At 31.8% G+C, this 26220-nt stretch carries 26 protein-coding genes; 16 read left to right on the top strand and 10 right to left on the bottom strand.

The annotated features are described in order from the left end of the window. Positions 1–33: 33 nt before the first annotated feature. The 16 genes from LNQ49_RS21800 to creD all read left to right on the top strand — a co-directional run bounded on the left by LNQ49_RS21800 (position 34) and on the right by creD (position 11072). Complete coding sequence (locus LNQ49_RS21800) at positions 34–309, top strand: ATP-dependent Clp protease adaptor ClpS (protein WP_229991051.1); 276 nt, start codon at positions 34–36, stop codon at positions 307–309. A 69-nt stretch (positions 310–378) separates the two neighbouring features. Beyond that, positions 379–1650 (top strand): sterol desaturase family protein, encoded by a 1272-nt coding sequence (locus LNQ49_RS21795; protein WP_229991050.1) that lies wholly within the window; start codon positions 379–381, stop codon positions 1648–1650. A 9-nt stretch (positions 1651–1659) separates the two neighbouring features. Then, entirely contained in the window at positions 1660–2337 is a 678-nt protein-coding gene (locus LNQ49_RS21790; protein ID WP_229991049.1) for a lysoplasmalogenase, read from the top strand. Positions 2338–2525: 188 nt separating this feature from the next. Then, positions 2526–2975 (top strand): 2-dehydro-3-deoxyphosphooctonate aldolase, encoded by a 450-nt coding sequence (locus LNQ49_RS21785; protein ID WP_229991048.1) that lies wholly within the window; start codon positions 2526–2528, stop codon positions 2973–2975. A gap of 166 nt (positions 2976–3141) precedes the next feature. Continuing rightward, the gene (locus LNQ49_RS21780) at positions 3142–3459 is read left to right on the top strand and encodes a hypothetical protein (protein WP_229991047.1); all 318 of its coding nucleotides are present in this window, start codon (positions 3142–3144) and stop codon (positions 3457–3459) included. Between the two features lie 152 nt (positions 3460–3611). Next, complete coding sequence (locus LNQ49_RS21775) at positions 3612–4202, top strand: TetR/AcrR family transcriptional regulator (protein WP_229991046.1); 591 nt, start codon at positions 3612–3614, stop codon at positions 4200–4202. Positions 4203–4271: 69 nt separating this feature from the next. Next, positions 4272–4736: a hypothetical protein gene (locus LNQ49_RS21770; protein ID WP_229991045.1), complete on the top strand. Its 465-nt coding sequence runs from the start codon at positions 4272–4274 to the stop codon at positions 4734–4736. A 31-nt stretch (positions 4737–4767) separates the two neighbouring features. Next, a complete protein-coding gene (locus LNQ49_RS21765; RefSeq protein ID WP_229991044.1) occupies positions 4768–5070 on the top strand; it encodes a DUF3817 domain-containing protein in 303 nt (100 codons plus the stop codon). A gap of 401 nt (positions 5071–5471) precedes the next feature. Beyond that, complete coding sequence (gene kdsA, locus LNQ49_RS21760) at positions 5472–6290, top strand: 3-deoxy-8-phosphooctulonate synthase (RefSeq protein WP_039113008.1); 819 nt, start codon at positions 5472–5474, stop codon at positions 6288–6290. 16 nt (positions 6291–6306) lie between these two features. Then, complete coding sequence (locus LNQ49_RS21755; protein ID WP_229991043.1) at positions 6307–7152, top strand: hypothetical protein; 846 nt, start codon at positions 6307–6309, stop codon at positions 7150–7152. An 83-nt stretch (positions 7153–7235) separates the two neighbouring features. Next, positions 7236–7841: a hypothetical protein gene (locus LNQ49_RS21750; RefSeq protein WP_229991042.1), complete on the top strand. Its 606-nt coding sequence runs from the start codon at positions 7236–7238 to the stop codon at positions 7839–7841. Between the two features lie 30 nt (positions 7842–7871). Next, positions 7872–8561, top strand: a complete 690-nt coding sequence (locus LNQ49_RS21745; protein ID WP_229991041.1) for a YiiX family permuted papain-like enzyme — start codon at positions 7872–7874, stop codon at positions 8559–8561. A 3-nt stretch (positions 8562–8564) separates the two neighbouring features. Next, on the top strand, positions 8565–8861 hold the full coding sequence (locus tag LNQ49_RS21740) for a winged helix-turn-helix domain-containing protein (RefSeq protein WP_229991040.1): 297 nt from the start codon (positions 8565–8567) through the stop codon (positions 8859–8861). A gap of 55 nt (positions 8862–8916) precedes the next feature. After that, the gene (locus LNQ49_RS21735; protein ID WP_229991039.1) at positions 8917–9369 is read left to right on the top strand and encodes a hypothetical protein; all 453 of its coding nucleotides are present in this window, start codon (positions 8917–8919) and stop codon (positions 9367–9369) included. A 5-nt stretch (positions 9370–9374) separates the two neighbouring features. After that, the gene (locus LNQ49_RS21730) at positions 9375–9683 is read left to right on the top strand and encodes a hypothetical protein (RefSeq protein WP_229991038.1); all 309 of its coding nucleotides are present in this window, start codon (positions 9375–9377) and stop codon (positions 9681–9683) included. Positions 9684–9716: 33 nt separating this feature from the next. Beyond that, a complete protein-coding gene (gene creD, locus LNQ49_RS21725; RefSeq protein ID WP_229991037.1) occupies positions 9717–11072 on the top strand; it encodes a cell envelope integrity protein CreD in 1356 nt (451 codons plus the stop codon). 80 nt (positions 11073–11152) lie between these two features. On the opposite strand, the gene LNQ49_RS21720 is transcribed toward creD, so the two are convergent. From LNQ49_RS21720 to LNQ49_RS21675, 10 genes are all read right to left on the bottom strand, one after another. Further along, complete coding sequence (locus tag LNQ49_RS21720; protein ID WP_229991036.1) at positions 11153–11605, bottom strand: MarR family winged helix-turn-helix transcriptional regulator; 453 nt, start codon at positions 11603–11605, stop codon at positions 11153–11155. A gap of 85 nt (positions 11606–11690) precedes the next feature. Beyond that, the gene (locus LNQ49_RS21715; RefSeq protein WP_229991035.1) at positions 11691–12440 is read right to left on the bottom strand and encodes an SDR family NAD(P)-dependent oxidoreductase; all 750 of its coding nucleotides are present in this window, start codon (positions 12438–12440) and stop codon (positions 11691–11693) included. Positions 12441–12708: 268 nt separating this feature from the next. Continuing rightward, complete coding sequence (locus LNQ49_RS21710) at positions 12709–14088, bottom strand: M20/M25/M40 family metallo-hydrolase (protein ID WP_229991034.1); 1380 nt, start codon at positions 14086–14088, stop codon at positions 12709–12711. A 120-nt stretch (positions 14089–14208) separates the two neighbouring features. Beyond that, positions 14209–16143 carry a discoidin domain-containing protein gene (locus LNQ49_RS21705; RefSeq protein ID WP_229991033.1) on the bottom strand — a complete coding sequence of 645 codons (1935 nt, stop codon included), beginning with the start codon at positions 16141–16143 and terminating at the stop codon, positions 14209–14211. Between the two features lie 32 nt (positions 16144–16175). Then, positions 16176–16958 (bottom strand): glycerophosphodiester phosphodiesterase family protein, encoded by a 783-nt coding sequence (locus LNQ49_RS21700; protein ID WP_229991032.1) that lies wholly within the window; start codon positions 16956–16958, stop codon positions 16176–16178. A gap of 186 nt (positions 16959–17144) precedes the next feature. After that, the gene (gene bglX / locus LNQ49_RS21695; RefSeq protein ID WP_229991031.1) at positions 17145–19445 is read right to left on the bottom strand and encodes a beta-glucosidase BglX; all 2301 of its coding nucleotides are present in this window, start codon (positions 19443–19445) and stop codon (positions 17145–17147) included. Between the two features lie 10 nt (positions 19446–19455). Then, positions 19456–20157, bottom strand: coding sequence for a carboxylesterase family protein (locus LNQ49_RS21690; RefSeq protein WP_229991030.1), 702 nt, complete (start codon positions 20155–20157; stop codon positions 19456–19458). A gap of 12 nt (positions 20158–20169) precedes the next feature. Then, entirely contained in the window at positions 20170–21543 is a 1374-nt protein-coding gene (locus LNQ49_RS21685; RefSeq protein WP_229991029.1) for a glucoamylase family protein, read from the bottom strand. Between the two features lie 74 nt (positions 21544–21617). After that, positions 21618–23078 carry a RagB/SusD family nutrient uptake outer membrane protein gene (locus LNQ49_RS21680; protein WP_229991028.1) on the bottom strand — a complete coding sequence of 487 codons (1461 nt, stop codon included), beginning with the start codon at positions 23076–23078 and terminating at the stop codon, positions 21618–21620. A gap of 4 nt (positions 23079–23082) precedes the next feature. Next, positions 23083–26085, bottom strand: coding sequence for a SusC/RagA family TonB-linked outer membrane protein (locus LNQ49_RS21675; RefSeq protein ID WP_229991027.1), 3003 nt, complete (start codon positions 26083–26085; stop codon positions 23083–23085). Positions 26086–26220: the final 135 nt, after the last annotated feature.

Raw genomic sequence — 26220 nt, 5'->3', positions numbered from 1 at the left:
TAATTAATTACAACAGTACAAAAACTAAAAAAAATGAGTACTAAAGAAAAAGTAAGAGAAAAAGTTCGGGAAAAGGAAGCAATATCTTTTAACAACGAAATCATTGTGTATAATGATGATGTAAATACTTTTGATCATGTAATAGAAACCTTAATTCGCGTGTGCAATCATACACCCGAACAAGCAGAACAATGTTCTTTAATTGTTCATTACAACGGAAAATGTACCGTAAAAACGGGACCGATGGATAAGTTAAAGCCACAATGCACCCAACTTCTGGAAGCTGGGTTAAGTGCAGAGATAATCTAAAATAATTATCAATAATTTAAAAAATAGTGTAATTTATTCTATATTTGAATAAATTACACTATTTTTTTTATGGAAGAGTACGGGAAAATACTAATCATTGCAATGCCGATTTTTTTATTGTTAATTATAATCGAAAAATCGTATGGTCTATACATAAAACAAGACCATGTTCCTCTTATTGATAGTGTATCTAGCATAAGCTCAGGGATTACAAATTCGGTAAAAGATGTTCTAGGTCTTACCATCACTTTCATTTCGTATGAATGGCTGGTTTCTAAAATTGCTATTTATCACATCGAAAACACTATAATTACTTATATAGTTGGATTCTTTGTCATTGATTTTTACGGCTATTGGAGTCATCGTCTATCCCATCAGATTAACTTTCTTTGGAATAAACATGCTATTCATCATAGCAGTGAAGAATTTAATCTAGCCTGTGCCCTACGACAGCCCATAGCTAGTTTTGTTAATTTATTTACTTTTTTACTAATTCCAGCTGCCCTACTTGGTGTTCCTGCAACTGTAATTGCAATTACATTACCACTACACTTATTTTTGCAATTTTGGTATCATACCAAATACATAAAAAAAATGGGAGCATTAGAACATATCTTAGTAACTCCATCCCATCACAGGGTTCACCATGCCATCAATCCTGAATATTTAGATAAAAATCATTCACAGATATTTATATTCTGGGATAAACTTTTTGGTACTTTTCAAGAAGAATTAGAAACTGTTCCGCCAGTTTTTGGTATCACAAGACCCGCAAATACATGGAATCCCATTCGAATTAACTTTCAGCATTTAGCATTATTAATTAGCGATGCTTGGCGTGCTGAGAACTGGAAAGATAAATTTACAATATGGTTCAAACCAACTGGCTGGCGTCCTGAAAATTTTGAAGAAAAATATCCTGTCAATAAAATTACTGATGTATATAATTATGCCAAATACGGAACTGATAACTCTACAAAACTCATATACTGGTCGATTACCCAAGTTATGATAACATTGCTATTTGTAAGTTATTTGTTTAGTAATATTGCCAAGATTGGTTTCCCAAATATCTTTTATTATGGCTTTTTTATTTTCATAACTATCTATAGCTATACTGAACTAATGGATAAAAATCGTTTTGCTATTTTATGGGAAAGCTTACGTTTAGTAACCGTTCTTGCAATTATTTATTATTTTGGAGATTGGTTCGGTCTTAATTCTGTTTTCCCTTTCGGTAATATTTTTATTATTGGATACCTCATTATTTCTTTATTGATCACAATTTATTTCGTAAAAGTCGATTTCAAAAGCATAAAACCTATACTGGTAAACTCTTAAATACAAACTATGAAAAGCCCTTTATTCTTAAAAATCTTTGTAGGTTTTAGTCTTTTTTATCTTTTAATTCTTCTTTTTAATCTTGAACATATTGCTTGGTATTTAAAAGGGTTACTGATTCCGATTTTATGGCTTGGAGTTTATTTTTCGAGTGAATTTCCTTCCAAAAAAATACTCCTTGGTGCTTTATTTTTCTCATGGGTTGGTGATGTAATATTATTGTTTGCTGATATTGCCGAAATCTATTTTATATTAGGCTTAGTTGCATTTTTACTATCCCATATCATTTATATTGTTCTGTTTAATAAGCAAAACAAACCTGATGTTTCAAGAAACAAAAGCACTTTCTATATTGGGTTAGTAGCTATTTTAATTTATTTGGCAACGATGCTTACCGTTCTGCTACCAAAATTGGGTGATTTACAACTTCCTGTAATTGTTTATGCATTGACAATTTCTACAATGCTTTTATATGCATTTAGTGGTTATTTAGTTTGGGACAAACCTGCTAATACCTATATATTTATTGGGGCGATTATTTTTGTCCTTTCTGATAGTATTTTAGCAATGGACAAATTTTACGAACCTATTTATAAAAGTTCGTTTTTTATTATGCTTACCTATCTTATGGCACAATATCTGATTGTAATTGGTATTTTAAAACTGAATTCAATAAAAACAAAATAGAAAGCCAATGTACATTTGTACTGTTTCTTTTTTATAATTAAAAAGATCAAAAATTGCTTTAGACCCAATAGATTTTTAAAACCTGTTAGGTCTCTCCTGCGACTAAAAAGAAAAAATTTAATTCTTTTTAATCTATGGACTATTTTTATTAAAACCACTTACATTTGTATTATTAAACTGCCTTAAAAATGAAAAAAATAGCTCTTTTTATAGTTTTACTTATTACTGCTACATCATGTGTAAGCACAAAATCTACTTTAAAAAATGTAGATGATAATGCACCAAACCTGACCTTAACTAAAGACAATACTTTTGTAATTACAGCATATAGTAAAGACAAAAAATATGGCTATGACAAAGATTACCCTGTAAACATTTTTTACAGAACTTCTAAAGATGAAGTTATTAATCAACAACGCTTTTTAAATGCTTTGGCTGGTCCAAATGGCGAGAAAATAACTTATACTAAACTTGAAAGCTGTTGTCCATTCCCTTCTAAAAGAAGTGATATGGGTGCTGGATTTCTTGATGTTTATGAACTAAAATGGGAAGGACAGAAAAAACCAATTAATTTATATCTTAACATCTACGAAAAAGGTATTTTGATGGTCCCACTTGGATTGACTTTGAAGAAATAATTCAGTTTGCAGCCTCAGTTTACAGTCTCGGTTTGTGTTATTGTCATCCTAAGCGAAGTCGAAAGACAGTCTCAGTTTACTGTTTACAGACTTAATAAGCAATCTCTGTAATTCAGGTATTCAGTTCCTAACATTAGTAATCAAAACAGCAAAAAAAATCTTATAAATGTACGGAATATCACCTTTTATACTACTGGTAATACCATTTTTGATTCAAATTATATGGGGATCCAAAGCAATTAAAAAAAAGATAAAATTAAATTTTGGTTATATATCTCTAATCACTATAATTTTACAAATACCTTTATCAATACTTTCTGTATATATCGCTTCTGAAAATATAAATGCAAATATTGAATATCAGAATAGATGTGGCTTGGTAATGCTAGGAATTGTTGCTTTTAATTTTCTTTTTGCAATTTTACTTTTAGTTACCATTATTGTACAGTTCTTTATTAAAAGATACTATGAAAAAAGACAATAAATTATGCTTAAATCAAAACAGCTTTTATAATTTTTCTTTTTTCATCTGCAATTGTATTTTCATATTTTAAAAAACAAGTAGAACAAAAATCTGCTTGCACAAACCGTAAATATTTGCTTTCTTTACAAAAAAAATACTAACTAGTATGTTTTATGAAAAAAGCTGAAGCAACCAGGCTAAATATTTTACAAAAAAGCTATGAACTTATCTATGCCAAGGGGTACCAGGCTACCAGTATTGATGATATACTTGCTACTACACAAGTAACTAAAGGAGCCTTTTATTACCACTTCAAGAATAAAAATGAAATGGGAATTGCTATTATAAATGAGATTCTGAATCCCAGCACAATCAAAAACAATATATTACTAGATTCTCCTGATGGAAACCCATTAGAATCTATTTACAATATGATGTATGAGCTGCTAATGGAAAACAAATTTATGAAAGTAGAATATGGTTGCCCAATTTCAAATTTTGTACAGGAAATGACTCCTTGGAATGAGAGCTTTAGAAAGTCTATTTTAAAACAAATGAAAGAATGGGAAAATCAAATGATCACAAGTATTGAAAATGGAAAAAAAAACAATTTCATTAATCCAAACATAAACGCAAAACAAGTTACTTTTTTCATTATTTCAGGTTACTGGGGAATCCGTAATTTTGGTAAACTTGAAAACAATAAATCTGTCTATATGAATTATTTGAATGAACTTAAAAACTATCTTAATCTTTTAAAATAATTTTTTTACCCAAAAACATACTAATTAGTATGTTTTAAAACACAATAATTAATTAAAGCACATAACAATATGTACCCTACTCTACTTTTTCTTCATTCTTTAATCCGTTGGTTAGTAATTATAAGTCTTATTTATGCCATTTATAAAGCATATAATGGATACAAAACCAACCAAAAGTTCTCTTATAGCGATACTTTAATCAGACAATGGGCGACAACATTTACTCATATACAATTAACAATTGGAATAATACTTTATATCCAAAGTCCGATTATAAAATATTTCTGGAAAAATGTGCCTGAAGCGATTCAAAACTTTGATGTTTTATTCTACACCCTAATTCATCCTACATTAATGACCATAGGCGTGATTATTTTAACGATAGGCGCTGCCTTATCCAAAAGAAAATCAACTGATAAAGAAAAGTTTAAGATTATGTTGATTTGGTTCATTATTGCATTCATGGTCTTCTTAATTGCTGTTCCTTGGCCTTTTTCTATCCTATCACAAAGACCCTATATAAGAGCTTTATAATACTAATTATCAACTTAAATAATAATTTAATATGAAACATTTACTCAAAACAAATATTGGAAGATTACGTCTGATAGCTATGCTTGAAGGAATATCATTACTCATTCTTGTTTTTATAGCAGTACCACTAAAATACTTTTTCAATTATCCTGATGGTTCTAAAATAATGGGAACCATACATGGATTCTTATTTGTACTTTTTATAATCAACACTTTAAGCATCGGGGTTGAACAAAAATGGCAATTTAAAACGACTATTTGGAAAGTGCTATTGGCTTCAATTATCCCTTTTGGAACTTTTTATATTGATAGAAAAATTTTAAGTAAACTATAAAACTATTTAATCATGGAAATTATAATCTCTAATTCAGGTGTATTAAGCATAATAAATAGAAATAGCAACTAACCTCATTTCTACAACACCTCCTGAAAACCAAAACAAATTGACTATCAGACACATATACAAGGACACATTATAACCATCTTATCAAAGACAGTTATTGTATATGAAATTACTTTACATATCGTTAAGACACAATACTCAGCATACTGAAAAAGAAAATCATTTATGGAAAAGTCTATTTTACCTTAGATCACCCAAATCAAATCATCTGAAATATTATTTTAAGAAAAGAACTACATATTTAACAGTAAAGGCATCTTAAAAATTTCTTAAATCTTCATCTCAAACTCATAAATCATAACTACCTTTGCACTGTCTTAAAAATTCATACTATGAACATACAACATATTCCACAAATTAAGCATACTGATAGCGGTAATTTCTTTTTATTAGCAGGTCCTTGTGCCATTGAAGGCGAAGAGATGGCGATGCGTATTGCAGAAAAATTAATTGGTATTACTGACAAACTTCAAATTCCTTATGTTTTTAAGGGATCTTTTAAAAAAGCAAACCGTTCTAGAATAGATAGCTTCTCTGGAATTGGTGATGAAAAAGCATTAAAAATTCTAAGAAAAGTTTCAGAAACATTTCATGTTCCTACTGTAACTGATATTCATACTAATGAGGATGCTGATATGGCTGCTCAATATGTAGATGTTTTACAAATTCCAGCATTTTTAGTACGTCAGACTGATCTTGTTGTGGCTGCTGCCAATACAGGAAAAGTAGTTAACTTGAAAAAAGGACAATTTATGAGTCCTGAGAGCATGAAACATGCTGTACAAAAAGTATTGGATTGCAACAACCAAAATGTAATGGTTACTGACCGTGGTACTATGTTTGGCTACCAAGATATGATTGTAGATTATAGAGGTATTCCAACAATGCAACAATATGCTACAACAGTTCTTGATGTAACGCATTCGCTACAACAACCAAATCAAACTGTAGGTGTAACTGGTGGAAGACCTGATATGATCGAAACAGTTGCGAAAGCAGGTATTGCTGTAGGTGTTGATGGTATTTTTATCGAAACTCATTTTGACCCAGCTAATGCAAAAAGCGACGGTGCAAACATGTTGCATTTAGACTATTTTGAAGATTTAATGACTAAACTGGTTGCTATCAGAAAAACCATTAATCAATTTTAATTTTAAACTTATTACATTGAAAACTAATTTTATTTTATTTTTCTTGTTGTGTTTTTCAGTAAACACTTTTGCGCAAGAACAAATAGCAGTACAAGACAAATACACAGCACATAATAAAGGGAAATTCTTCGTTTCTTGGGGTGGTAACAGAGAAAGTTACAGTAAATCGGATATCAACTTTAGAGGTAAAGATTACAATTTTACATTAAACAATGTACCTGCACATGACAAACCAAAAGGATGGCATATGGATTATGTTAATCCTTCAAGAATGACCATTCCTCAAACTAATTTACGTTTAGGTTATTTTATTAGCGACCATTACAGTGTAACAATCGGTCTGGATCACATGAAATATGTAATGTACCAAGATCGTGAAGTTGGAATTGATGGATATTATCCAAACGCAGGATCATACGATGAATTAGTTGCTGGAGACCCTAATAAAGTTCTTTTAACTGAAAAATTCTTAATGTACGAACATACAGATGGTTTGAACTATATCCATACAGAAGTTTCTAGATTTGATGACATTTCAAAATGGTTTAATCTTCCTAATACTGATAAAGTTCAAATTAACTTGACTGAAGGTTTAGGTTTTGGACTTTTATATCCTAAAACAAACACTACTTTATTAGGTAAAGATCGTCATGATGATTTTCATGTTTCAGGATATGGCTTATCTGCTAAAGCTGGTATAAATATTACTTTCTTTAAACATTTTTACGTACAAGGAGAGTTAAAAGGTGGTTATATCAATATGCAAGACATTAGAACTACGCAAAGTAGTGACGATAAAGCTTCTCAAGACTTTTTCTTCTTCCAGAGAATTATTGCTTTCGGAGGTATCTTCAGATTATAATTTACAAATTCATAAAAAATAGTTGCCATTTTATTTGGTGACTATTTTTTTAATTACTTACTTTGTATTTCAAAGTACTTTATATGAAAGATAAATATTTACAGGATATTAGTGAAATAAAAAACATGATGAATAAATCTTCTCAGTTTATTTCATTAAGTGGTTTATCAGGAATTATGGCAGGAATATATGCTCTTATTGGAGCTCATATTGCCAATGGTCTTATTGAAAGTCATGTGGGATATTATATAACTCTGGAAAGTAAAACTTTTAAGTTAATTGTATTGACTGCATTTCTAGTCCTATTATTTTCTATTATTACTTCTGCGATATTAACTGTAAGTAAAGCAAAAAAAGAAGGTGAGAAAATATGGAATACTGCTTCAAAAAGATTGCTAATCAATTTTTTGATTCCGCTTGTTTCTGGTGGGATTTTCGGTTTACTTTTGCTGCGAAATGGCTACTATGGTTTAATTGCTCCTGTTACTCTCCTATTTTACGGATTAGCATGTGTTAATGCAAGTAAATATACTTTGAGAGATGTACGTTATTTAGGAATTACAATAATCATTCTTGGTTTAATCTCTACTGAATTCTCAGGTTATGCATTAGAATTTTGGGCATTAGGTTTTGGTGTTTGCCATATTCTATACGGAAGTATTATGTACTTCAAATACGATAGAAAATAATCTTTAATCGGTATAATTCAAAAATAAAATATGAAAAAATTAAAATATATTTTTGCTGGGGTTACCTTAATAATCAGCTTTTGCTGTGCTTTATACATCACAAAGCAGTTTTTTCCGAACGATCCTTTTTCAAAAGCAACTGTTGAAAATCCGAAACTAAAAACTACTCTTTTAGATAAAATCCAAGCTGGTGATTTAATTTTTCAAACCTCTGAGTCTAGCCAATGTGAAGCAGTAAGAATTGCCACAGATTCTAAGTTTTCTCATTGTGGAATCGTTTATTTTTTAGATGGTAAACGTTTTGTTTTTGAAGCTGTGCAGCCCGTAAAACTAACTCCTTTAGACGAATGGATTCAACATGGTAAAGATCAAAAAATTGTGGTAAAAAGATTAAAAGATTCTACAGCTTTGACTCCTACTGTTATCGAAAAAATGGAGATTTATAGTCGAAATTTCCTTAATACTGATTATGATCCTTATTTTGGCTGGTCTGATGATAAAATATATTGCTCCGAATTAATTTGGAAAATTTATAAAAATGGCGCTGGCATTGAATTATGTCCGCTGAAAAAAATGAAAGATTTTAATCTAGAGGACAAACGCGTACAAAAAATATTAAAAGAACGATATGGAAACAATATCCCTCTTGAGGAAGATGTAGTTGCCCCATCTAACATCGTTGATTCTAAATTATTAAAAACAGTAATTGATACCTATTAAAAATTGAAAAGCATCATTCAAAATATAAATAAAGCCTTCGATCATCGAATCCGACTTGGTATCATGTCTGTTTTGATGGTCAATGAATCAGCTGATTTTAGTACTCTGAAAGAGCTTTTGGGTGTTACTGATGGTAATCTTGCAAGCCATGCTAAAGCATTGGAACAAGAAAATTATATCGAAATACAAAAGCAATTTATTGGTAAAAAGCCCAATACAAGCTATAGAGCTACTAAAAGTGGTAAACTTGCATTTGTTGCACATATTGACGCTCTTGAAAAATTAATACAGAAAAAATAACACCCTTTTTTTATCTATTTACTTTGAAATACAAAGTACTTTTAAAAACACAAAAATGAGAGATCAATTAATTGAAAAATTGTATGAATGGTCTAGAATACCTTACCAGAAATACATAAAGAAAAATGCACCATGGGAGGTCAACAAAACCGAATTACTTGCTTTTCCAGAAGGAAGCTTAGGATTTGGATTGGGTGATTTTCTTCATAGAAACAATTTTGATATTCAAGCTAAACTAGAAGATCATGATATCATTCATGTTTTAACCAATACTGGAATTTCAGTTATTGATGAAATTGGAATGCAATATTATCTTTTAGGCAATCGCAAAAAGAGTTTGTACCTATTTATGGTGATTATATCAGGAACACTCTTCTACCCTACACAGCTTGGTTATTTTTTGAAACAGTATAAAAGAGGAAAAAGCGCCATGCCTTTTTATTATTTAGACTTCTCTAAAATGTTATTAACACCTATTCAATCAATTCAAAAAACTTTTAAAATTTAAAAATCATGAAAGACTTAATTAATGAAGAAAAATTTGAAGGAAGACCATCAACTGAGCTTGCTATTGGATGCTTTACTATAGGCACTATTTTATTTCTATTTTTTTTATTGTTAAAAGACAACTCCAATATCTTGATTTTAGGCTTCCTTTTTGTCGTCGCTGCAATACTCCTCAATGTAATTGTTCTATTGCATCTTGTTCATAGCTATTTCATACTACCAAACCAAAGAGAATATATAGGTGGTAAAATTTTAATTCTCTTATCAAACATTCCAATTGCACTTTTATACTATTCAATGGTACCAAAAATTTAATCTATTAATCATCAAACTCAAAAACACTTTACAATGGAAACAAATGAAACTCCAAAATCGACTTCAATTTTTCAGTCGAACTCTGCCAAAATGATTATGGTTGGCTTACTAACCTTATTTTTATTAATACCGTTAGAGTATGTAAAAAATTTAATCACTGAACGTTCTTTTAGACAAAATGATGTCATTACCGAAATCAATGAAAAATGGGGAGAAAAAGTATATATCTACGGTCCAATATTAAAGATCCCATATACTTCTTATGAAGAAACAGTAACCATAAATGAAAAAACTAAAGAAACGGTAAAGCAAAAAGTAGCATCAACTAAATATGCCTATTTTTTTCCAGAAGAATTAAACATCAATTCTAATACTGATACTAAAATCCTAAATAGAAACAATTATGAGTCGGCTGTCTTTACTGCTGATATGAAATTTAAGGGTAATTATGTGCAGCCTGATTTTAGCAGCAGAAATATTGCGAAAGAAGCGATTCAATGGGACAAGGCAACTATCTTAATCAAAACTACCAATCTAAAGAGCATAAAAGAAGAGGTGAAAATTAAATTCGGAAGTACCACTTATGTTTTTGAACCTGTGTATAATTCAGCTAAACTTGATAGTACCGAAGCCCTAGAAACAGGTTTTATCGATTTAACAACAATACTTTCAGCTCCAAAAACTGATTATAGTTTTGCTATTACCTACAACGGTAGTAAACAAATTAAGATTGTTCCGATTGGTAAAACTACCAATGTTGAAATGAAATCAAACTGGGCATCTCCTAGCTTTACTGGTAATTACTTGCCTGATGATAAAACAAAAGACATAAGCAAAACTGGCTTTACAGCAAATTGGAAAATTTTGCATATAAACAGAGCATTCTCACAACAGGCTTTTGATATATTACCTGACCTAAATTCGTATAGTTTTGGAGTTGACTTTGTAATTCCTGTAGATCAATACCAACAAAATGAGCGTGCCTCTAAATATGGTTTTCTTGTTATTGGGCTTACATTCTTGATTTTCTTTTTAATCCAAAATATGAGTAAAATTAGCATCCATATCTTTCAATATTCAATGATTGGTTTGGCTCTCATTATGTTTTACACTTTATTAATTTCGATAACTGAACATAGTAATTTTACCAAAGCGTATCTATTATCTGGAATTGCGGTTATAACGCTTATTACAGCCTATTCTTTTTCAATTTTAAAAACGAAGAAGTTTCCAATATTTATTGGTTGTTCACTTACCGGATTATACACATTTATTTATGTCATTATCCAATTAGAGAATTATGCGTTACTAGTAGGTAGTGTAGGACTCTTTTTAATCCTAGCCGCTGTTATGTACTTCTCAAGAAAAATAGACTGGGGAAATAATTAAACAAAAAAAGCCGTCTCAACACTAATTTGGGACGGCTTTTATACATTTAATTTTAAAGTATTATCTAAAAAAAGATACTTTTATATCTCTGTGTTTTTTATTTTCTTCAATAAGTAATTTAGCTGATCTGCTTCTTGATTTGTTAATGCCCCGTATACTTCCTCATCCAATACATGAAGCTCTACATCGACTTTATTCAGCAACTTTACTCCTTCTTCAGTGATAATGACTGCAATTAAACGCTTATCGGAAGCTACAGTTTCTTTTATCACTAATTTCTTCAAGACTAAACGATCTACTAGTCGTGAAACCCCTGCATTTTTTTCGACCATTTGTGCCAATATATCAGAAGTAGATAACGCTTTATCATTATCTGCGAGTATTTTTAAGACATTATACTGCTGAGAGGTCAATCCATATCTAGCAAAGAACAATTGAGATTTAGTATATGCCCAATTAAAAGTTTCAAGCAGATTTAAACCTAGTTCTCTTTTTATGGAAGGAGAAGGAATGTGTTTTTTATCAAAAGTCATAATTTTATCTGTAAAACAAGATTATAAAAAAAGAAGGAGCTAATCTCCTTCTTTTTTCCTCTAAAACATCTTTCAAAGATACTAATTATTGAATTAAATACCCTCCGTCTACAGGTAAATAGGCTCCTGTACAGTAACTAGCATCATCAGAAGCTAGAAATAAAAATGCTTTAGCAATCTCTTCTGGTTTTCCTAATCGTTTCATTGCAGTTTTTGATTTTAGATATTCGGCTGCTCCTGATCCAGCATTGTCCATTAATATTGGAGTTTCAACATATCCTGGACCAATTATATTGACACGAATATTTTCTGTTCCATTTTCCAAAGCTGCTGCTTTCGTTAATCCGACCACTCCATGTTTTGAAGAAACATACGAAGCAATACCCATATCTGTAACCTGGCTCATTACTGAACCGATATTAACAATCGATCCACCTCCTTGTTTACGCATCTGTGCAATCTGATATTTCATTCCGTAAAACACACCGCTCAAATTTACAGCAATTACTTTGTTCCACTCTTCAAGTGTTTTTTCATTAATGTGTTTCAGGCTTGTATCTACAATACCAGCATTATTAAGTGCTACATCCAACCTACCGAAAATTTTAATTGTTTCATTAACCGCATATTCCACTTCTTCTGGTTTAGAAACATCACATTTTACATAGGCTGCTTTACCTCCTGCTTTTTTTATTTCTTCTACTACCTGAGAAGTCTCACCTAGATCAGTAATCATTACTGCAGCCCCTTCTTTTGCAATTGCAAGTGCTGAAACTTTCCCTATTCCTGAATTACCTCCTGTAATAAAGGCAACTTTATTTTCAAAACGTTTCATCTTTTTCTTTTTTTAGGATTATTATATTTCAAAGTTAATGATTAGTCATCAATGTCTAATCAATAAATGGTTAAATAAAGTATAAAACAAATAAAAACAAACACAACAACATCTAAATCAGACATTTAATTAAGTTTATTATAATAATCTGATGTATTTTTATACTTAAATCAAAACTTAAGTACAAAAAAATGCCCCAAAAAAGTTGTATCCTTTTTGGGGCATTTAAATTAAGTGGTTTTTGTTATTTACAAAAAAGGGAAATAGACTATTTGGTTAAGATTCCATTTTGATCAATAAGATACACCAATGAAGCCATTGTTGCAGCTCCCAATTCTAGTTCTCTTTTGTTTATTGCATCAAATTTATCATTGGCTGCATGGTGATAATCAAAGTAACGTTGTGAATCTGGCTTCAAACCAGCTTTAACAAGCGTTTTAGAGGTTAAATGTCCAATATCTGACCCACTATGCCCTTTTACAAAACTATGAACTAAATAAGGCTCAAATAAACTTTTATAACTTTCTATTTTTTTGAAATTTTCATCATCTGTTTCAAAAGAAAACCCTCTTGGGCTAAATCCTCCTGAATCGCTCTCTAATGCAAAAATATGATTCTCTTTATTTTTTTGTGCCATTTCTTCATACATCGCTCCACCTTTTCCTCCGTTTTCCTCGTTCATAAACAAGACAACGCGGATAGTGTTTTTAGGTTTATACCCTAAATTTTTAAGAATACGTATTACTTCCATGCTTTGTACTACTCCTGCACCATCATCATGTGAACCGTCGGCTAAATCCCAAGAATCAAGATGTCCGCCAACAATCATAATATTTCCTGGATTCTCTGTTCCTTTCAATTCTCCAATTACATTATGCGACAATACATCTGGTAATGTCTCACAAGACTGTTTGAAGTAAAACGTTAAATTTGGATTGCTCTTTAAAGATTTACTTAATAAATCTGCTCCATTGGTACTTATTGCAGCAGTTGGTATGTATTCTGATTTTGGCAAATCACCATAACTTTGCGCTCCAGTATGTGGAAAATCATCTTGTCTTAAATTCATCGAACGTACAATTGTTCCCACTGCTCCAAATTTAGCTGCTTCTTTTGCTCCAGCATATCTTTGATCTACACAACCTCCGTATGATTTAAAGGTTTCAACATTTTCAGGATCCATCGGTCTATTAAAGAATACTATCTTACCTTTTACTTTAGCTCCAAGTTCATTTAGTTCTTTAATCCCTTTTACTTCGATTACCTCTGCAGTAATTCCTGTTTTTGGTGTAGCAATCGAACCTCCCAATGCTGTAATTGGCACTTCTGTTTTTATTTTATTGTTTAAAATATAAGCAGTTTCTTTTTCTCCGCGAACCCAATGTGGTACCATTACTTCTTGAAGATATACTCTGTCTAAACCAATACTTTCTAATTGATTTTTTGTGTACTGAACTGCTTCAGCAGCGTTTGTTGAACCAGACAAACGACCTCCAATATCATTAGATAGGTATTCTAACCATGTATAACATTTAGAATTTGTTAAAGCTGATTTGTAAATTAATTTAATATTCTTTTCATCTGGTGTTTGTGCGTATGACAGCAAACCACTTAAAAGTAATAAGGTTAATAAGGATGTTTTTTTCATTGGTTATATAGCGTTTTGAAGTTAGTTAACTTAAAAAAGTTTTAGTTTCAAAAATAAACAAATTTCTTTGTAACTCTTCTACATTTTCCTGTACGTTTTTTGAAAAAATAGAATCTATAATTATTTAACTTCAATAATTTCATTTTTCAGACTAATACCATTCTCATTAAAAGCTTCAATAGTAAAATAGTAATTAGTTCCTTTGTCTAAACCTCTGAAATCATAAGTGCTTTCATCGTAAACCATAATGCTGTTGTACAATTTATCAGGTGTAATTCCATAATAAATATTATACCCTATTGCATCTGGTTGTTGTTTCCATTGTATCATTGCATTACGGCTATCTTTAGAACTTCTATCAACTTTAAATTCTGAAACTGGTTTTGGTTTTTCTAATAATCCATTTCCAAAAACTCTAAAATCTGACACAGCAAACAATCCTGAAGCATTATGTATGTTTACCATTTTTATATAACGAGCCTTAATGGGTTTTGTTAATTCTACGTAATCATGTGGTACATCTTTATCATTCTGTGACTTATCTACTACCAAAGTCCAATTTATAGCATCATCTGACATAAATATCTTATACTGATAATAAATATCCATTGCCTTATTATATTGTGTCGCTTTATGATCGGCATAGTTTATTTGCAAAGCATTTACTTGCATTTTTCTACCTAAATCCAGTTGCAACCATTCTCCTGAATTACTCGTTTTTGCAGACCAATAGGTTTGAATATTCTCATCTGTCAGATTTTTAGCATCGTAACATATTTTTTCAAATACTTTTTTTCCTCCATTGTCTACCCTATGCGTTTGAACCTCCATGCATTCTTCTGATGACGAAACCGTTACTGGCTTTTTATACGAAAGTAACATCCATCCTGATGAGGCTCCTTTGGTCTGATCTCGTTGTTTTGTTGGTAGTACTATTGGAAAATCTCCATACGATGTGATAGAGTACATTACATCATCTTTATCAAATCCTGCTGGAAACATATCAATCCGGCGCTCAAACCGGTCTTTTATTGATATTTTGCATGTTCCTGTATTCCAATAATTACCATAATTATCAGCAAACGTATTTCCGTGCCCTGCTCCTATTACAAATCCTCCTGGTTTATATGACATCGGGTTGTGTTTTTGGTAAACAAATGGACCTAAAGGATGGTCTCCTACATGCACCCCATTGGCATACCCTTTAAACTCAGTAGCTGGAGCTCCGTATTGCATATAATACTTTCCGTTATGTTTGGTCATCCAAGCTCCCTCAATAAAATCTCCCCAAGGCGCTGGTTCCATATCATTATTAGGCCCAAAGCGCTCCCAACCATGATTTGCAGGATCTAAGCCCACCACCTCTTTTATCTCTCCATACGGACGCTGAATGTCTTCTACCTCAGTTGCTGCATACAGTTTTGCATAATCTGCCTGATTCCCTACTGGTAACCATGTTTTATAATCTACTTCGGTTCCTACAAGTGGTAATTTCCCGCTTGAACCATAGTACATATATACTTTTTTATCATCATCCTGAAAAATTGCTGGATCCCAAGTTGGTAACATTGCTGTATCAACATGTCTCAACCATCTACCTGATTTTGGATCAGCCGTTTTCCAAACTGGGTGATCTTTCTTCCATGTGGATCCTACATAAAATAAGGTATCATTTACTACCCAAGCTGCTGGTGCACACTGATCATCGTCGGCTGGTCGTCTTTGAAAACTTCCGTAAACAAATTCCCAGTTAGACATATCTTTACTCCAAAAGAATCCTGCTTGATTTGTAGCAAATAAATAATATTCCCCTTTATAAGTGATAATTACAGGATCGGCACTCGAACGACGGGATTCAGGAATTCTGTTATGATTTTCAGTGGTGTAATTGTATCCAATATTTATCGGATTACAATATGTTGATGCCCGTTTATTTGGATCAAACCATTCGGTCTTTCCTAAAAGATTAGTTTTTGATTCAGATGTATGAATTTTACATCCTACCAAAAGCAGTAAAAGCACTATTGAATACAGTTTATATCTATTTTTCATCATTTTAAATTTTACAAATAAGATTTAAAAGAAATCTATTTTTTAACCTTTATTCTTTCACTTAACAACTCTGGTTCATTGGTTGTGATATAGTCAAAATTATTTTCAATAATCCAATCCATATCAACAACATCATTAACTGTCCAGACATTTAAAGTTATCTTATTATCCTTTGCTTCTTTAATCCAATTTGGGTATTTTCTAAAAACTGAATAATGATAATCAACACCTGTTATATTATCTAGTTTTACTTCTTTTGGAGATTTATTTCCTTCCAAATATTGCAATGTAGTTTTAGAATCTACTTCTCTAATTTGTTTCAGTATTTCATAATCAAAACTGATATATGAAGTTATCTTTTCTGCATTAAGACTTTTAACTATCTCAACTGCTTTTAAAGCAATTTTTTTTCCTCTCTCTTTACTTACTCCTGAAGGTTTTATTTCGCATACCAAAGTAGTGTGCTTATTATTCTTTTTCCCTTCTATAATATACTCTCTCAAAGTTGGTAGTTTCTCTCCATTAGAAAGTTTAAACTTGATTAAGTCTGCATATTTAGTTTCTTCAACAATTAAGTTATTATAATGTGGATCATGATTTATCACAAGTGAGTCATCGACTGTCATAACAACGTCAAATTCTGAACCTACAGCTTTTAAATCTATAGCGTGTCTAAGAGCAGCAATTGAGTTTTCTGGTAAATTATTTTTTTTCCATGCTCCACGATGTGCAACAATACCATTTTTTGTGACATTACAAGAAGTAAATACAAATATCATTAGCATCAAAAATGCAGGGAATATTTTAATAGCATTCATTATATAGAAATTTTAAGGTTTATAATTATTCTAAAAAATTAATAGATGTAGCGTTTCTTTAGAAACTACTATGTTTTATCATATCTGACTAAGAACTAAATATCTTAAAAAATAAATTTTAAGTTAAAAAAAAGGCCCTTCGAAACCAATACGAAGGGCCAAACACGAATCAATCTAACCAACCAATTAATTGATTAACTCAAAACTAACTTTCTTGTCTGCATTAGAGTCTCCACCTACGAATATGTCGAATTGGCCTGGCTCTGCAATAAATTTTAAATTTGAATTATAAAATTTCAAATCTTCTACTGAAATTTCAAAATTCACAGTTTGTTTTTCACCTTTTTTAAGGTGTATTTTTTGGAAACCTTTAAGTTCTCTTACTGGTCTTGTAACTGAACCTACTAAATCTCTTATGTACAATTGTACTACTTCTTTACCATCAAAATTCCCTGTATTTGTAACATCAACAGTAACATTTAGTTTTCCGTTGAAATTCATTTTATCAAATGAAATTTTTAAGTTTGAATAGTCGAAAGTTGTATAACTTAATCCATAACCAAAAGCGAATAAAGGCTCGTTTCTTTCATCTATAAAGTTTGATCTGAATTTTTCAAATTTCCCTTCTTTGTTTAAAAGTGGTCTTCCTGTATTTTTTTGGTTATAATAAATAGGCACTTGTCCTACGTTTCTTGGGAATGTTGAAGTTAATTTTCCTGAAGGATTTTCATCTCCAAACAAAACATCTGCAATTGCATATCCTGCTTCACTTCCTGCAAACCAAACATTAAGAATAGCTGGAACTGTTTCGTTCTCTTCTTTTATTACTAATGGACGACCATCAAATAAAACTAAAACAACTGGTTTTCCTGTTTTTAATAATGCTTGTAATAAATCTTTTTGCGCTTGTGGAATTTCTAAATTAGTTCTACTGCTGCTTTCTCCACTCATCTCAGCAGATTCTCCAATTGCAGCTACAATTACATCCGATTGATTAGCTACTTTTAAAGCTTCAGCAAGTAATTCTTCTTTAGTTCTGTTATCACGGTGTAATGTTTTACCAAACATTGTTGCTTTTTCCTCAAATGCTGCATCGTAATCTAAGTTACTTCCTTTTGCATAAAGCACTTTTGTCGATTTACCTGCAACTTCTTTGATTCCTGTTAATAATGAAATAGCTGTATTCATGTTTGTAGCAACACTCCAAGTTCCTGGCATGTTTTCTTTAGCATCTGCCAATGGTCCGATTACTGCAATAGTTCCTGATTTTTTCAAAGGCAAAATCTGATTTTGATTTTTCAATAAAACCAATGATTGAGAAGCAATTTTTCTTGCTTCGGCTCTATGGCTTGTTGTGAAAATTTCAGTTTTAGCTCTTTTATCATCACAATATCTATATGGATCTTCAAACAATCCTAAATCGTATTTTGCTTCAAGGATAAGACGCACCGCATTATCCAATTGTTCCATACTTACTTTATTCTCTGCCAATGATTTTTTTAATGTAGTAAGGAATCCTTCTCCTACCATATCCATCTCAACACCTGCATTTAAAGCTAATGCTGATACAGTTTGCAAATCACCCATTCCGTGGTCAATCATTTCTGGAATTCCTGTATAATCTGTAACAACAAATCCTTTAAAACCCCATTCTTTTCTTAAAACATCTGTCATTAACCATTTACTTCCAGTTGCTGGGATTCCATCAACTTCATTAAATGATGCCATAACTGAACCTACACCTGCATCTACAGCTGCTTTATAAGGAGGGAAATACTCATTATACATTCTTATTTTACTCATATCTACTGTGTTGTAATCACGTCCTGCTTCTGGCGCACCATATAAAGCAAAATGTTTTACACATGATAATAGCGTATTGTTTTTTGAAAGATCATTTTGTTGGTATCCATTTACCATTGCTTTTGCAATTTCGCTACCTAAAAACGGATCTTCTCCTGATCCCTCTGAAACTCTACCCCAACGTGGATCACGAGAGATATCTACCATAGGTGAGAAAGTCCAGTTAATACCATCAGCACTAGCTTCTTTTGCAGCAATTTGAGCACTTCTTTCAATCAATTTCATATCCCAAATACAAGATAATCCTAGAGGGATAGGAAAAGTAGTCTCGTAACCATGAATAACATCCATACCAAAAAGCAATGGAATTTTTAATCTGCTTTTTTCTACTGCAATCCTTTGTACTTCTTTTATCTTCTTAACTGATTTAATATTGAATAATCCACCTACTTTGCCTTCTTCAATATTTTTAGCAACATTAGAACTATTAGCTTGACCAGTTGTTATATCTCCTGAAGTAGGTAAATTTAACTGTCCGATTTTTTCGTCTACTGTCATTTTTGACATCAACTCTGAAACAAACTCTGTTCTTGGCTTAATCTTTACAGTTTTTTTGGCTTCTTTCTTTTGAGCATAACTCAAAAAAGTACATCCTAAAAAGAGTATTACTAATTTGTTTTTCATTCTATGGGTTTTATTTATTTCTTACTTGTTTGAACATCCAGTCATAAATTTGCTGGTTGTCATATACTCTCGACCAACTATCATGACCTGCATCATCAAAAATGGTCAATTCTACATTGCTATTACATTTTTTTAATTCCTTATAAATTGTAATCGCATAATCTATATTCACGACATCATCCATTAATCCGTGAAAAATTCGTGTTGGAATCTTTGCTATTTTACAGGTTTGTTCTAACTGAATTAAATCTACAAATCCTGAAATAGGCACAATTGCTGCAAACATATCTGGATGTGCAAAAGCTAGATTCCATGTTCCCCAACCTCCTAAACTTAGCCCAGTAACATAAATTCGATCTGAATCGATATTATTCTCTTTCTGGATTTTTAAAATCAATCGGTATAAAACTTCTGCATCCCATTCTTCATTCTCCGGGCATTGTGGAGCAAGAACATATGCATCTAGTTTGTGATCTTTTAAATACTTAAATGGACCGTGAATTTTTACTTTTTCAATATCGGTTCCCTTTTCGCCTGAACCATGAAGAAAAATTAGCAATGGTTTTTTCTCTTTTATACTTGCTGGAATATGCAATGCGTACCCTAGTTCATGTTTTTGAATGATTTCGGTTTTCATATTCCCATTTACAATTGTTTGAGCAAAAGAAATGATTGAAAACAATAGAGCTGTCACTGCTAATTTATACTTCATTGTAAGGCTGTTCTAGAATCCGTATTTACCTGAGTGAAAACCCAAGTTTATTAACCCTTGTTTTACTTCTGGAGCATTCATGAATAATTCCCATAATAAACCTGTACGATAGTTTTCTATCATTACTACTTCTGGGCCTTGATCTATCGCCAAATAGCGTTGAGCTGTCCATCCATATTGTAGGCTACTTGCATCATAAAATCCAGCTACTCCCCAAGCATCTTTTTTGTGATTTTCATATAAATTACGCATTACCGCAATAGACTCTTTTGGTGTATAAACAATTGAGCTTATTGCTGCTGTTGGAGCAATAACTCCTACATCGTTACTTGGCATATGTGCATTGTAACCTGTAGTTCCATCTGAGTTTCTAGAATATGATGCTGTTAGTCCCCAATAATCTGGGCCATATCCTTTATATTTCTTAGGATTCTCTACACAGTACTCATAATCAATTTTTACGTGATTTACATTTAAATCCCAATAGTTAGCATACTTATCGGTTAACTGATTTGGATCTAGTCCAACATAAGAATAATGTGCCCAAAATAAAGGACCTCCATATTCTTCGGCTCCATTGTGCTTTAAAACCAGAGGAATGTTATATTTCGATTTAGTCGAAACTATTCCTCCGTTTCTTGCCCAACCTTCGTGGTATTCTTTCGGTGTAATTGGGTGTGTTGGCGAAGCTGCTGCCAATATATAAGTAATCAAACATTCATTATATCCTTCTAGAGGAAAGTTCATTTGCCAATCGTAGGTAGGCGACCAATGCCAATACAATACATTTTTGTTATTAGTATACCATTTCCAATCTACACCTTTCCAAAGTGCGTCATATTTTTTAGCAACTGCTTTTTCAGTATCTGAACCATTTTTTAAATATTCACGAACTGTAATCATTCCACTAACCAAAAATGAAGTCTCAACTAAATCTCCTCCATTATCTTTAGTTCCAAACGGCTTTACTTTTCCTGTATTTCCATCTATCCAATGTGACCAAGCTCCGTGAAAACGGTCAGCTTTGTCCAAGAAATCAGCAATTTTATTAAGTCTATCAACACCTTCTTTCTTTGTAATGTATCCTCTTGACATTCCAGACACTATCGCCATTAATCCAAAACCAGAACCTCCGGTTGTAACAACATTAGCATCATTTTCGGGATAAACCCCATCAGGATGATAACGCTCTCTCGCCAAGCCCGAATTTGGTTCGGCATAATCCCAAAAATATTTAAAAGTTTGTTTTTGCACTACTTCAACAAGCTCTTCATCCGTTAGTTTTACAACTTCTGAAGTCACTGTTGCACTATCTTTTGATTTGTCAGCATTAGAACCGCAACCAAAAAAAGCAAAAGAGATTAATAAAACTGAAATTCTAATCATTATAAAAATTTATGCAATTAATAAATAATCACTTCCTCCAGAGTTGAAGGAAGTGATTTTTGGTATTCTATTTTTTAGTAACCTCCTGGGTTTTGTTGTGAAAGACCTGATGCCTCTCTTAAGAATGAATTTGGAATAGGAAATAATTCATGTTTTCCTACAATAAAAGTTTTTCCATCTGCTGCCATAGCTGCTTCTGCTTGACCAGTTCTTACAAGGTCAAACCATCTATCATGCTCAAAAGCCAACTCTACTCTTCTTTCTTTCCAGATTGCTTTTCTAACATCATCTTGAGATACAGCTGGTGTAATACCTAACCCTGCTCTTTGACGAACTTGATTTAATAAAGGAATAGCTGTTGCTGTTTGCCCTACTTCGTTTAGCGCCTCAGCTTTCATTAATAAAACTTCAGCATATCTTAAATATCTAAGATTGGTATCTGTAAACTCTTGGTTATAGAAATCAGATGAATATGCTTTATAGTTATACATGGCGTTAGCTACAGTAGCAGGAATTACTCTACCATCATACAATGTAGACCCTCTAAAAATAATAGTTGCATTTTTTCTAACATCTCCAACTTCATAAGCTTTTGCTAATCCTTCAGATGGTGTATTGAAACCCCAACCCCATCCACCTGTACCACGTGGAGATTGTGAAGCAGTATAATTAGCAATTCCGAATCCTGGACTAGAAGTAGATCCTACTCCATTAATTTCAAAAATAGATTCTGATCCAAATTCTCCTTCTTTTTTATACATAGAAGCATAATCTGAAACTAGGCTATATCCTGTTACTTTATCGCAATTATCAATAACTTTTTGCCAATTTTTTTGATATAGATTTACTTTTGCTAATAAAGCATAAGCAGAACCTTTAGAAACTCGAGCTTTATCTTCTGGTCCGTAAGTTGATCTATCAGGTAAATTTGTTATTGCATCATTTAAGTCTTTTTCAATAAAGGCATACACTTCTGCTGCTGATCTACGTGTCAATTGCATTGTTCTGTCTGCATCTGAACCTGGAATTGGTGGATGATCAATAATAGGCACCCCTCCATATCCTTTTACTAAAGTAAAGTACATAAAAGCTCTCATGAACTTAGCTTCACCTTCTAATCTAGTTTTCAAAGCTGGTGTTACTTTATCTAACTTTGGAAAAAATAACAAAGCTTGATTACATCTATTTATCCCTACATAATTAGCATTCCAAACAGATTGGAATGATGGAGTTGAAGCATTATAAGTTAATCCATCGATAATATCTTTGTCTACTCCTGTATCTCCAGGATCTGAACCTTTATCTGCATCATCTGAAATGATACTTGATACTGCAATCCAACCAAAAGATGACATATCCCAGCTTAAAAATTGATTGTAGATTGCTGTCACTAAACTTTTAGCTCCTTCATCATTATTTATTAGACTTGGATCATCTGGAAGTGTCTCAGTTTGATCTACATCTAGAAAATCATTTGCGCATCCAGAAAAGAATAATCCAGAAAGTACAAATATTGATATATATAATCTTTTCATATTATTAAAATTTTAAATTAGCGCCTATAACAAATGATCTCAATGATGGGTAAGCATCTAACTCTACCCCTTGATTACCACTAACTGGGTTACCATCTCCTACAACATCAGGTGAAAAACCTGAGAATTTTTGTGTAATAAACGGATTAATTGCATTTACATATAATCTACAAAAACTAATAAACTGATCCTCTTTTAGAGGAAGTTTATATCCTAAAGTAATGTTGTTGATTCTAAAGAAATCTGCTGATTCTAGGTAATAAGTCGAAGCTTTTGGAATCTGATTAAAAGGTGCTGGATTTGAAGCTGTTGTATTTGTTGGTGTCCAAAAATTATTAGTTAAAGAAGACTCAATATTATCTCCTCCAAATCGTTGTGCTTTTTTACCATTGTATACTTTTGCTCCTCCTGTACCATAACCGTCAACAGAAAAATCAATATTTTTATAATTCAATCCTAAACTAATACCGTAATTAATTTTTGGTAATACTGAACCTACATATTTTTTATCAAGTCTTTCGTCTAATAATTGTTGTTTAACCTTGCTTCCATCTGCCTTATAATACAACATATCACCATTTGCTGGGTCAATACCTGCATATTCATACATATAAAAACTTCCCAAAGGTCTTCCTATTGAACTATAATCAAGATACTTAACATTTTCACCATTCCCTAAATCTCCACCAGTAGTAGCAGCAATTAGAGGATTTGAAAGACTTGCAAGTTTGTTTTTATTATGAGAAAAGTTACCACCTACCCAATAGCTCAAATTATCATTTATTTTGTCATCCCAACGCAATGCAATTTCATATCCTTTATTAGATACTTCTCCAACGTGTATAGGTGTAGATAAATTTAATCCTGAAGTCGCATATGGTAAAACATTCAAAATTGCATTTGTTGTATTCTTATCATACAAATCAAAAGATCCTTTTAATCTATTGTTTAATATTTCAAAGTCAAAACCTGCTGAAAGCTCTTCTACAATTTCCCAAGACAAATTAGGATCTACTTGTGAATTAATTGTTATACCAGAACCAAAACCAGGTACATCTACTCCTGAAGTGAATGACTGTGAATTAAGTGGTACATTTTGATTTCCTAATCTACCCCAAGAACCTCTTAATTTTAATAAATTAATTGTTTCTACATTACTTAAGAAACTTTCTTTAGATACTACCCATCCTAAACCAACTGAAGGAAATGTTCCCCAACGTTTGTCTTTAGCAAATTGAGATGATCCATCACGTCTTACAGTACCAGTAAGTAAATACCTGTCCATTAATTTGTATTGGAAACGTCCAAAATAAGATGCTAATCTTCTTTCATTAGAAGCTTCATCTTTATAACCTGTTATTGAACTAGCAGAATTAATCCCTTTTATAGACCAATAATTAGAATTTGGATCTACATTCTTTCTATCAATTGTTAACTTCTCTCTACTTCCTATCACATTAGATTCCATACCAGCAGTAACCTCAATATCATGAATGTTACCAAAAACCTTGTTATATGTTAAGTAATTCGATAAGTTCCAATTAAAATAATCCTCTCTAGTTCTTGTTAATGTATTTTTATTTAAACTTGAAGGATACCCTGACTCTACACGAGAAGGTTCTGCCGCTAACCAAATAGCTACATTATCAACATAATTATATTGCTTGTAAGAATATGATTCTCCGTTAAATTGAGAAGTAAATTTTAATGATTTACTAATTTCATAATCTAATTTTAACCCTCCTTGCAAAATAATACTTTGCTGTTTCTCATTATTATAATCTAACTGAGCTACTGGATTTCCAACATTATTAAATGACTTTCCGCTCTCTGAAGCAACTCCATTTGAATCAAATGCAACTCCATATTTTCCACTAGGGAAACGTACTGGAACTATAGGAGATTGTCTATAAGCTGAAGAAAATGCACTTAAAGGTTTAGGTGTATTTTTTATAGTACTTACACTAAAATTTTGAGTTAATTTAAGTCTATCAGAAATTTTAAATTCATTATTATTTCTAATAGTTGTACGTCCATATTCCGTTCCATTCAAAATACCTTTTTCTTCATAATTACCTACACTAAAAAAGTATTTTATATTCTCTGAAGCCCCTGAAATAGCAAGATTATTTTGAGTGTATGATCCTGTTCTAGTAATTTCATCTAACCAATTTGTATTATAAGGCTGATTAGCCGAAAATCTTCCATCTGGATAGTCTTTTAGGTAAGTAGGATTTGAATAACGAGCATATTCTTCACTACTAGCCATTTTTACTTTTTTCAAAGGAGTTCTAAAACCTGTAAAACTCTCTACCTCAACAGTAAGTTTTCCTTTTCCTGTTTTGGTTGTAATCATAATTACACCATTAGCTCCTCTTGTACCATAGATAGCAAGTGCAGAAGCATCTTTCAAAATTTCATAAGAAGTAATATCATTTGTATTGATATTATTGATATTCTCCGTTGGCATACCATCTACAACATATAAAGGACTTCTTCCTCCTAATGCTGTACCAATACCTCTAATCACAATCGAAGGTGTACTTCCTGGTGCATCTGAAGCTGAAACCTGAACCCCAGCTGCTTTACCTTGTATTGCTTGAGAAGCATTCAATACTTTCATTTTAGTAATTTCTTCCGATTTGATTGAACTTACAGCCGAAGTATTATCAACTTTCTTTCTTGTTCCATATCCAATAACAACAACTTCTTTTAAAGCTGTATCTTCAGATTCTTTCAAAACTATACTCATAGGAGTTGAAGTTGAGTTTATCGTTACTGCTTCAAACCCAACCATGCTAATTTTTAATGGCTCTCCTATTTTGCCCTTAAGTTCAAAATTACCATCAAAATCTGTGTCAGTTGAAGTTCTAGATTCTGTAGCTACTACCATTGCTCCTGGAATTGCCATGCCTTGTGAATCCAAAACCTTACCTTTAATTACTTGACCAGACATATACGCTGGAAGTAGAATGAGCGCTAATAAGCTAAAAATAAGATTTCTCATATATTAATAAATTGTTAAAGTTAGTTCGTCAAACTTAGATAATTACAACGTTATAGTACGTTAAATAGAAATACTACATGAATACATCAAAAGGCATAAATACCACATTAAATTAATGATTTAAAAGCACTTACA

This window comes from Flavobacterium pisciphilum, assembly GCF_020905345.1.
Classification (GTDB): Bacteria; Bacteroidota; Bacteroidia; order Flavobacteriales; family Flavobacteriaceae; genus Flavobacterium; species Flavobacterium pisciphilum.
This window is presented reverse-complemented; position numbering and strand designations above follow the sequence as displayed.

Coding starts and splice junctions, on each gene's coding strand:
- LNQ49_RS21800 (WP_229991051.1), top strand. CDS start 34: ATGAGTACTAAAGAAAAAGTAAGAGAAAAAGTTCGGGAAAAGGAAGCA.
- LNQ49_RS21795 (WP_229991050.1), top strand. CDS start 379: ATGGAAGAGTACGGGAAAATACTAATCATTGCAATGCCGATTTTTTTA.
- LNQ49_RS21790 (WP_229991049.1), top strand. CDS start 1,660: ATGAAAAGCCCTTTATTCTTAAAAATCTTTGTAGGTTTTAGTCTTTTT.
- LNQ49_RS21785 (WP_229991048.1), top strand. CDS start 2,526: ATGAAAAAAATAGCTCTTTTTATAGTTTTACTTATTACTGCTACATCA.
- LNQ49_RS21780 (WP_229991047.1), top strand. CDS start 3,142: ATGTACGGAATATCACCTTTTATACTACTGGTAATACCATTTTTGATT.
- LNQ49_RS21775 (WP_229991046.1), top strand. CDS start 3,612: ATGAAAAAAGCTGAAGCAACCAGGCTAAATATTTTACAAAAAAGCTAT.
- LNQ49_RS21770 (WP_229991045.1), top strand. CDS start 4,272: ATGTACCCTACTCTACTTTTTCTTCATTCTTTAATCCGTTGGTTAGTA.
- LNQ49_RS21765 (WP_229991044.1), top strand. CDS start 4,768: ATGAAACATTTACTCAAAACAAATATTGGAAGATTACGTCTGATAGCT.
- kdsA (WP_039113008.1), top strand. CDS start 5,472: ATGAACATACAACATATTCCACAAATTAAGCATACTGATAGCGGTAAT.
- LNQ49_RS21750 (WP_229991042.1), top strand. CDS start 7,236: ATGAAAGATAAATATTTACAGGATATTAGTGAAATAAAAAACATGATG.
- LNQ49_RS21745 (WP_229991041.1), top strand. CDS start 7,872: ATGAAAAAATTAAAATATATTTTTGCTGGGGTTACCTTAATAATCAGC.
- LNQ49_RS21735 (WP_229991039.1), top strand. CDS start 8,917: ATGAGAGATCAATTAATTGAAAAATTGTATGAATGGTCTAGAATACCT.
- LNQ49_RS21730 (WP_229991038.1), top strand. CDS start 9,375: ATGAAAGACTTAATTAATGAAGAAAAATTTGAAGGAAGACCATCAACT.
- creD (WP_229991037.1), top strand. CDS start 9,717: ATGGAAACAAATGAAACTCCAAAATCGACTTCAATTTTTCAGTCGAAC.
- LNQ49_RS21720 (WP_229991036.1), bottom strand. CDS start 11,605: ATGACTTTTGATAAAAAACACATTCCTTCTCCTTCCATAAAAAGAGAA.
- LNQ49_RS21715 (WP_229991035.1), bottom strand. CDS start 12,440: ATGAAACGTTTTGAAAATAAAGTTGCCTTTATTACAGGAGGTAATTCA.
- LNQ49_RS21710 (WP_229991034.1), bottom strand. CDS start 14,088: ATGAAAAAAACATCCTTATTAACCTTATTACTTTTAAGTGGTTTGCTG.
- LNQ49_RS21705 (WP_229991033.1), bottom strand. CDS start 16,143: ATGATGAAAAATAGATATAAACTGTATTCAATAGTGCTTTTACTGCTT.
- LNQ49_RS21700 (WP_229991032.1), bottom strand. CDS start 16,958: ATGAATGCTATTAAAATATTCCCTGCATTTTTGATGCTAATGATATTT.
- bglX (WP_229991031.1), bottom strand. CDS start 19,445: ATGAAAAACAAATTAGTAATACTCTTTTTAGGATGTACTTTTTTGAGT.
- LNQ49_RS21690 (WP_229991030.1), bottom strand. CDS start 20,157: ATGAAGTATAAATTAGCAGTGACAGCTCTATTGTTTTCAATCATTTCT.
- LNQ49_RS21685 (WP_229991029.1), bottom strand. CDS start 21,543: ATGATTAGAATTTCAGTTTTATTAATCTCTTTTGCTTTTTTTGGTTGC.
- LNQ49_RS21680 (WP_229991028.1), bottom strand. CDS start 23,078: ATGAAAAGATTATATATATCAATATTTGTACTTTCTGGATTATTCTTT.
- LNQ49_RS21675 (WP_229991027.1), bottom strand. CDS start 26,085: ATGAGAAATCTTATTTTTAGCTTATTAGCGCTCATTCTACTTCCAGCG.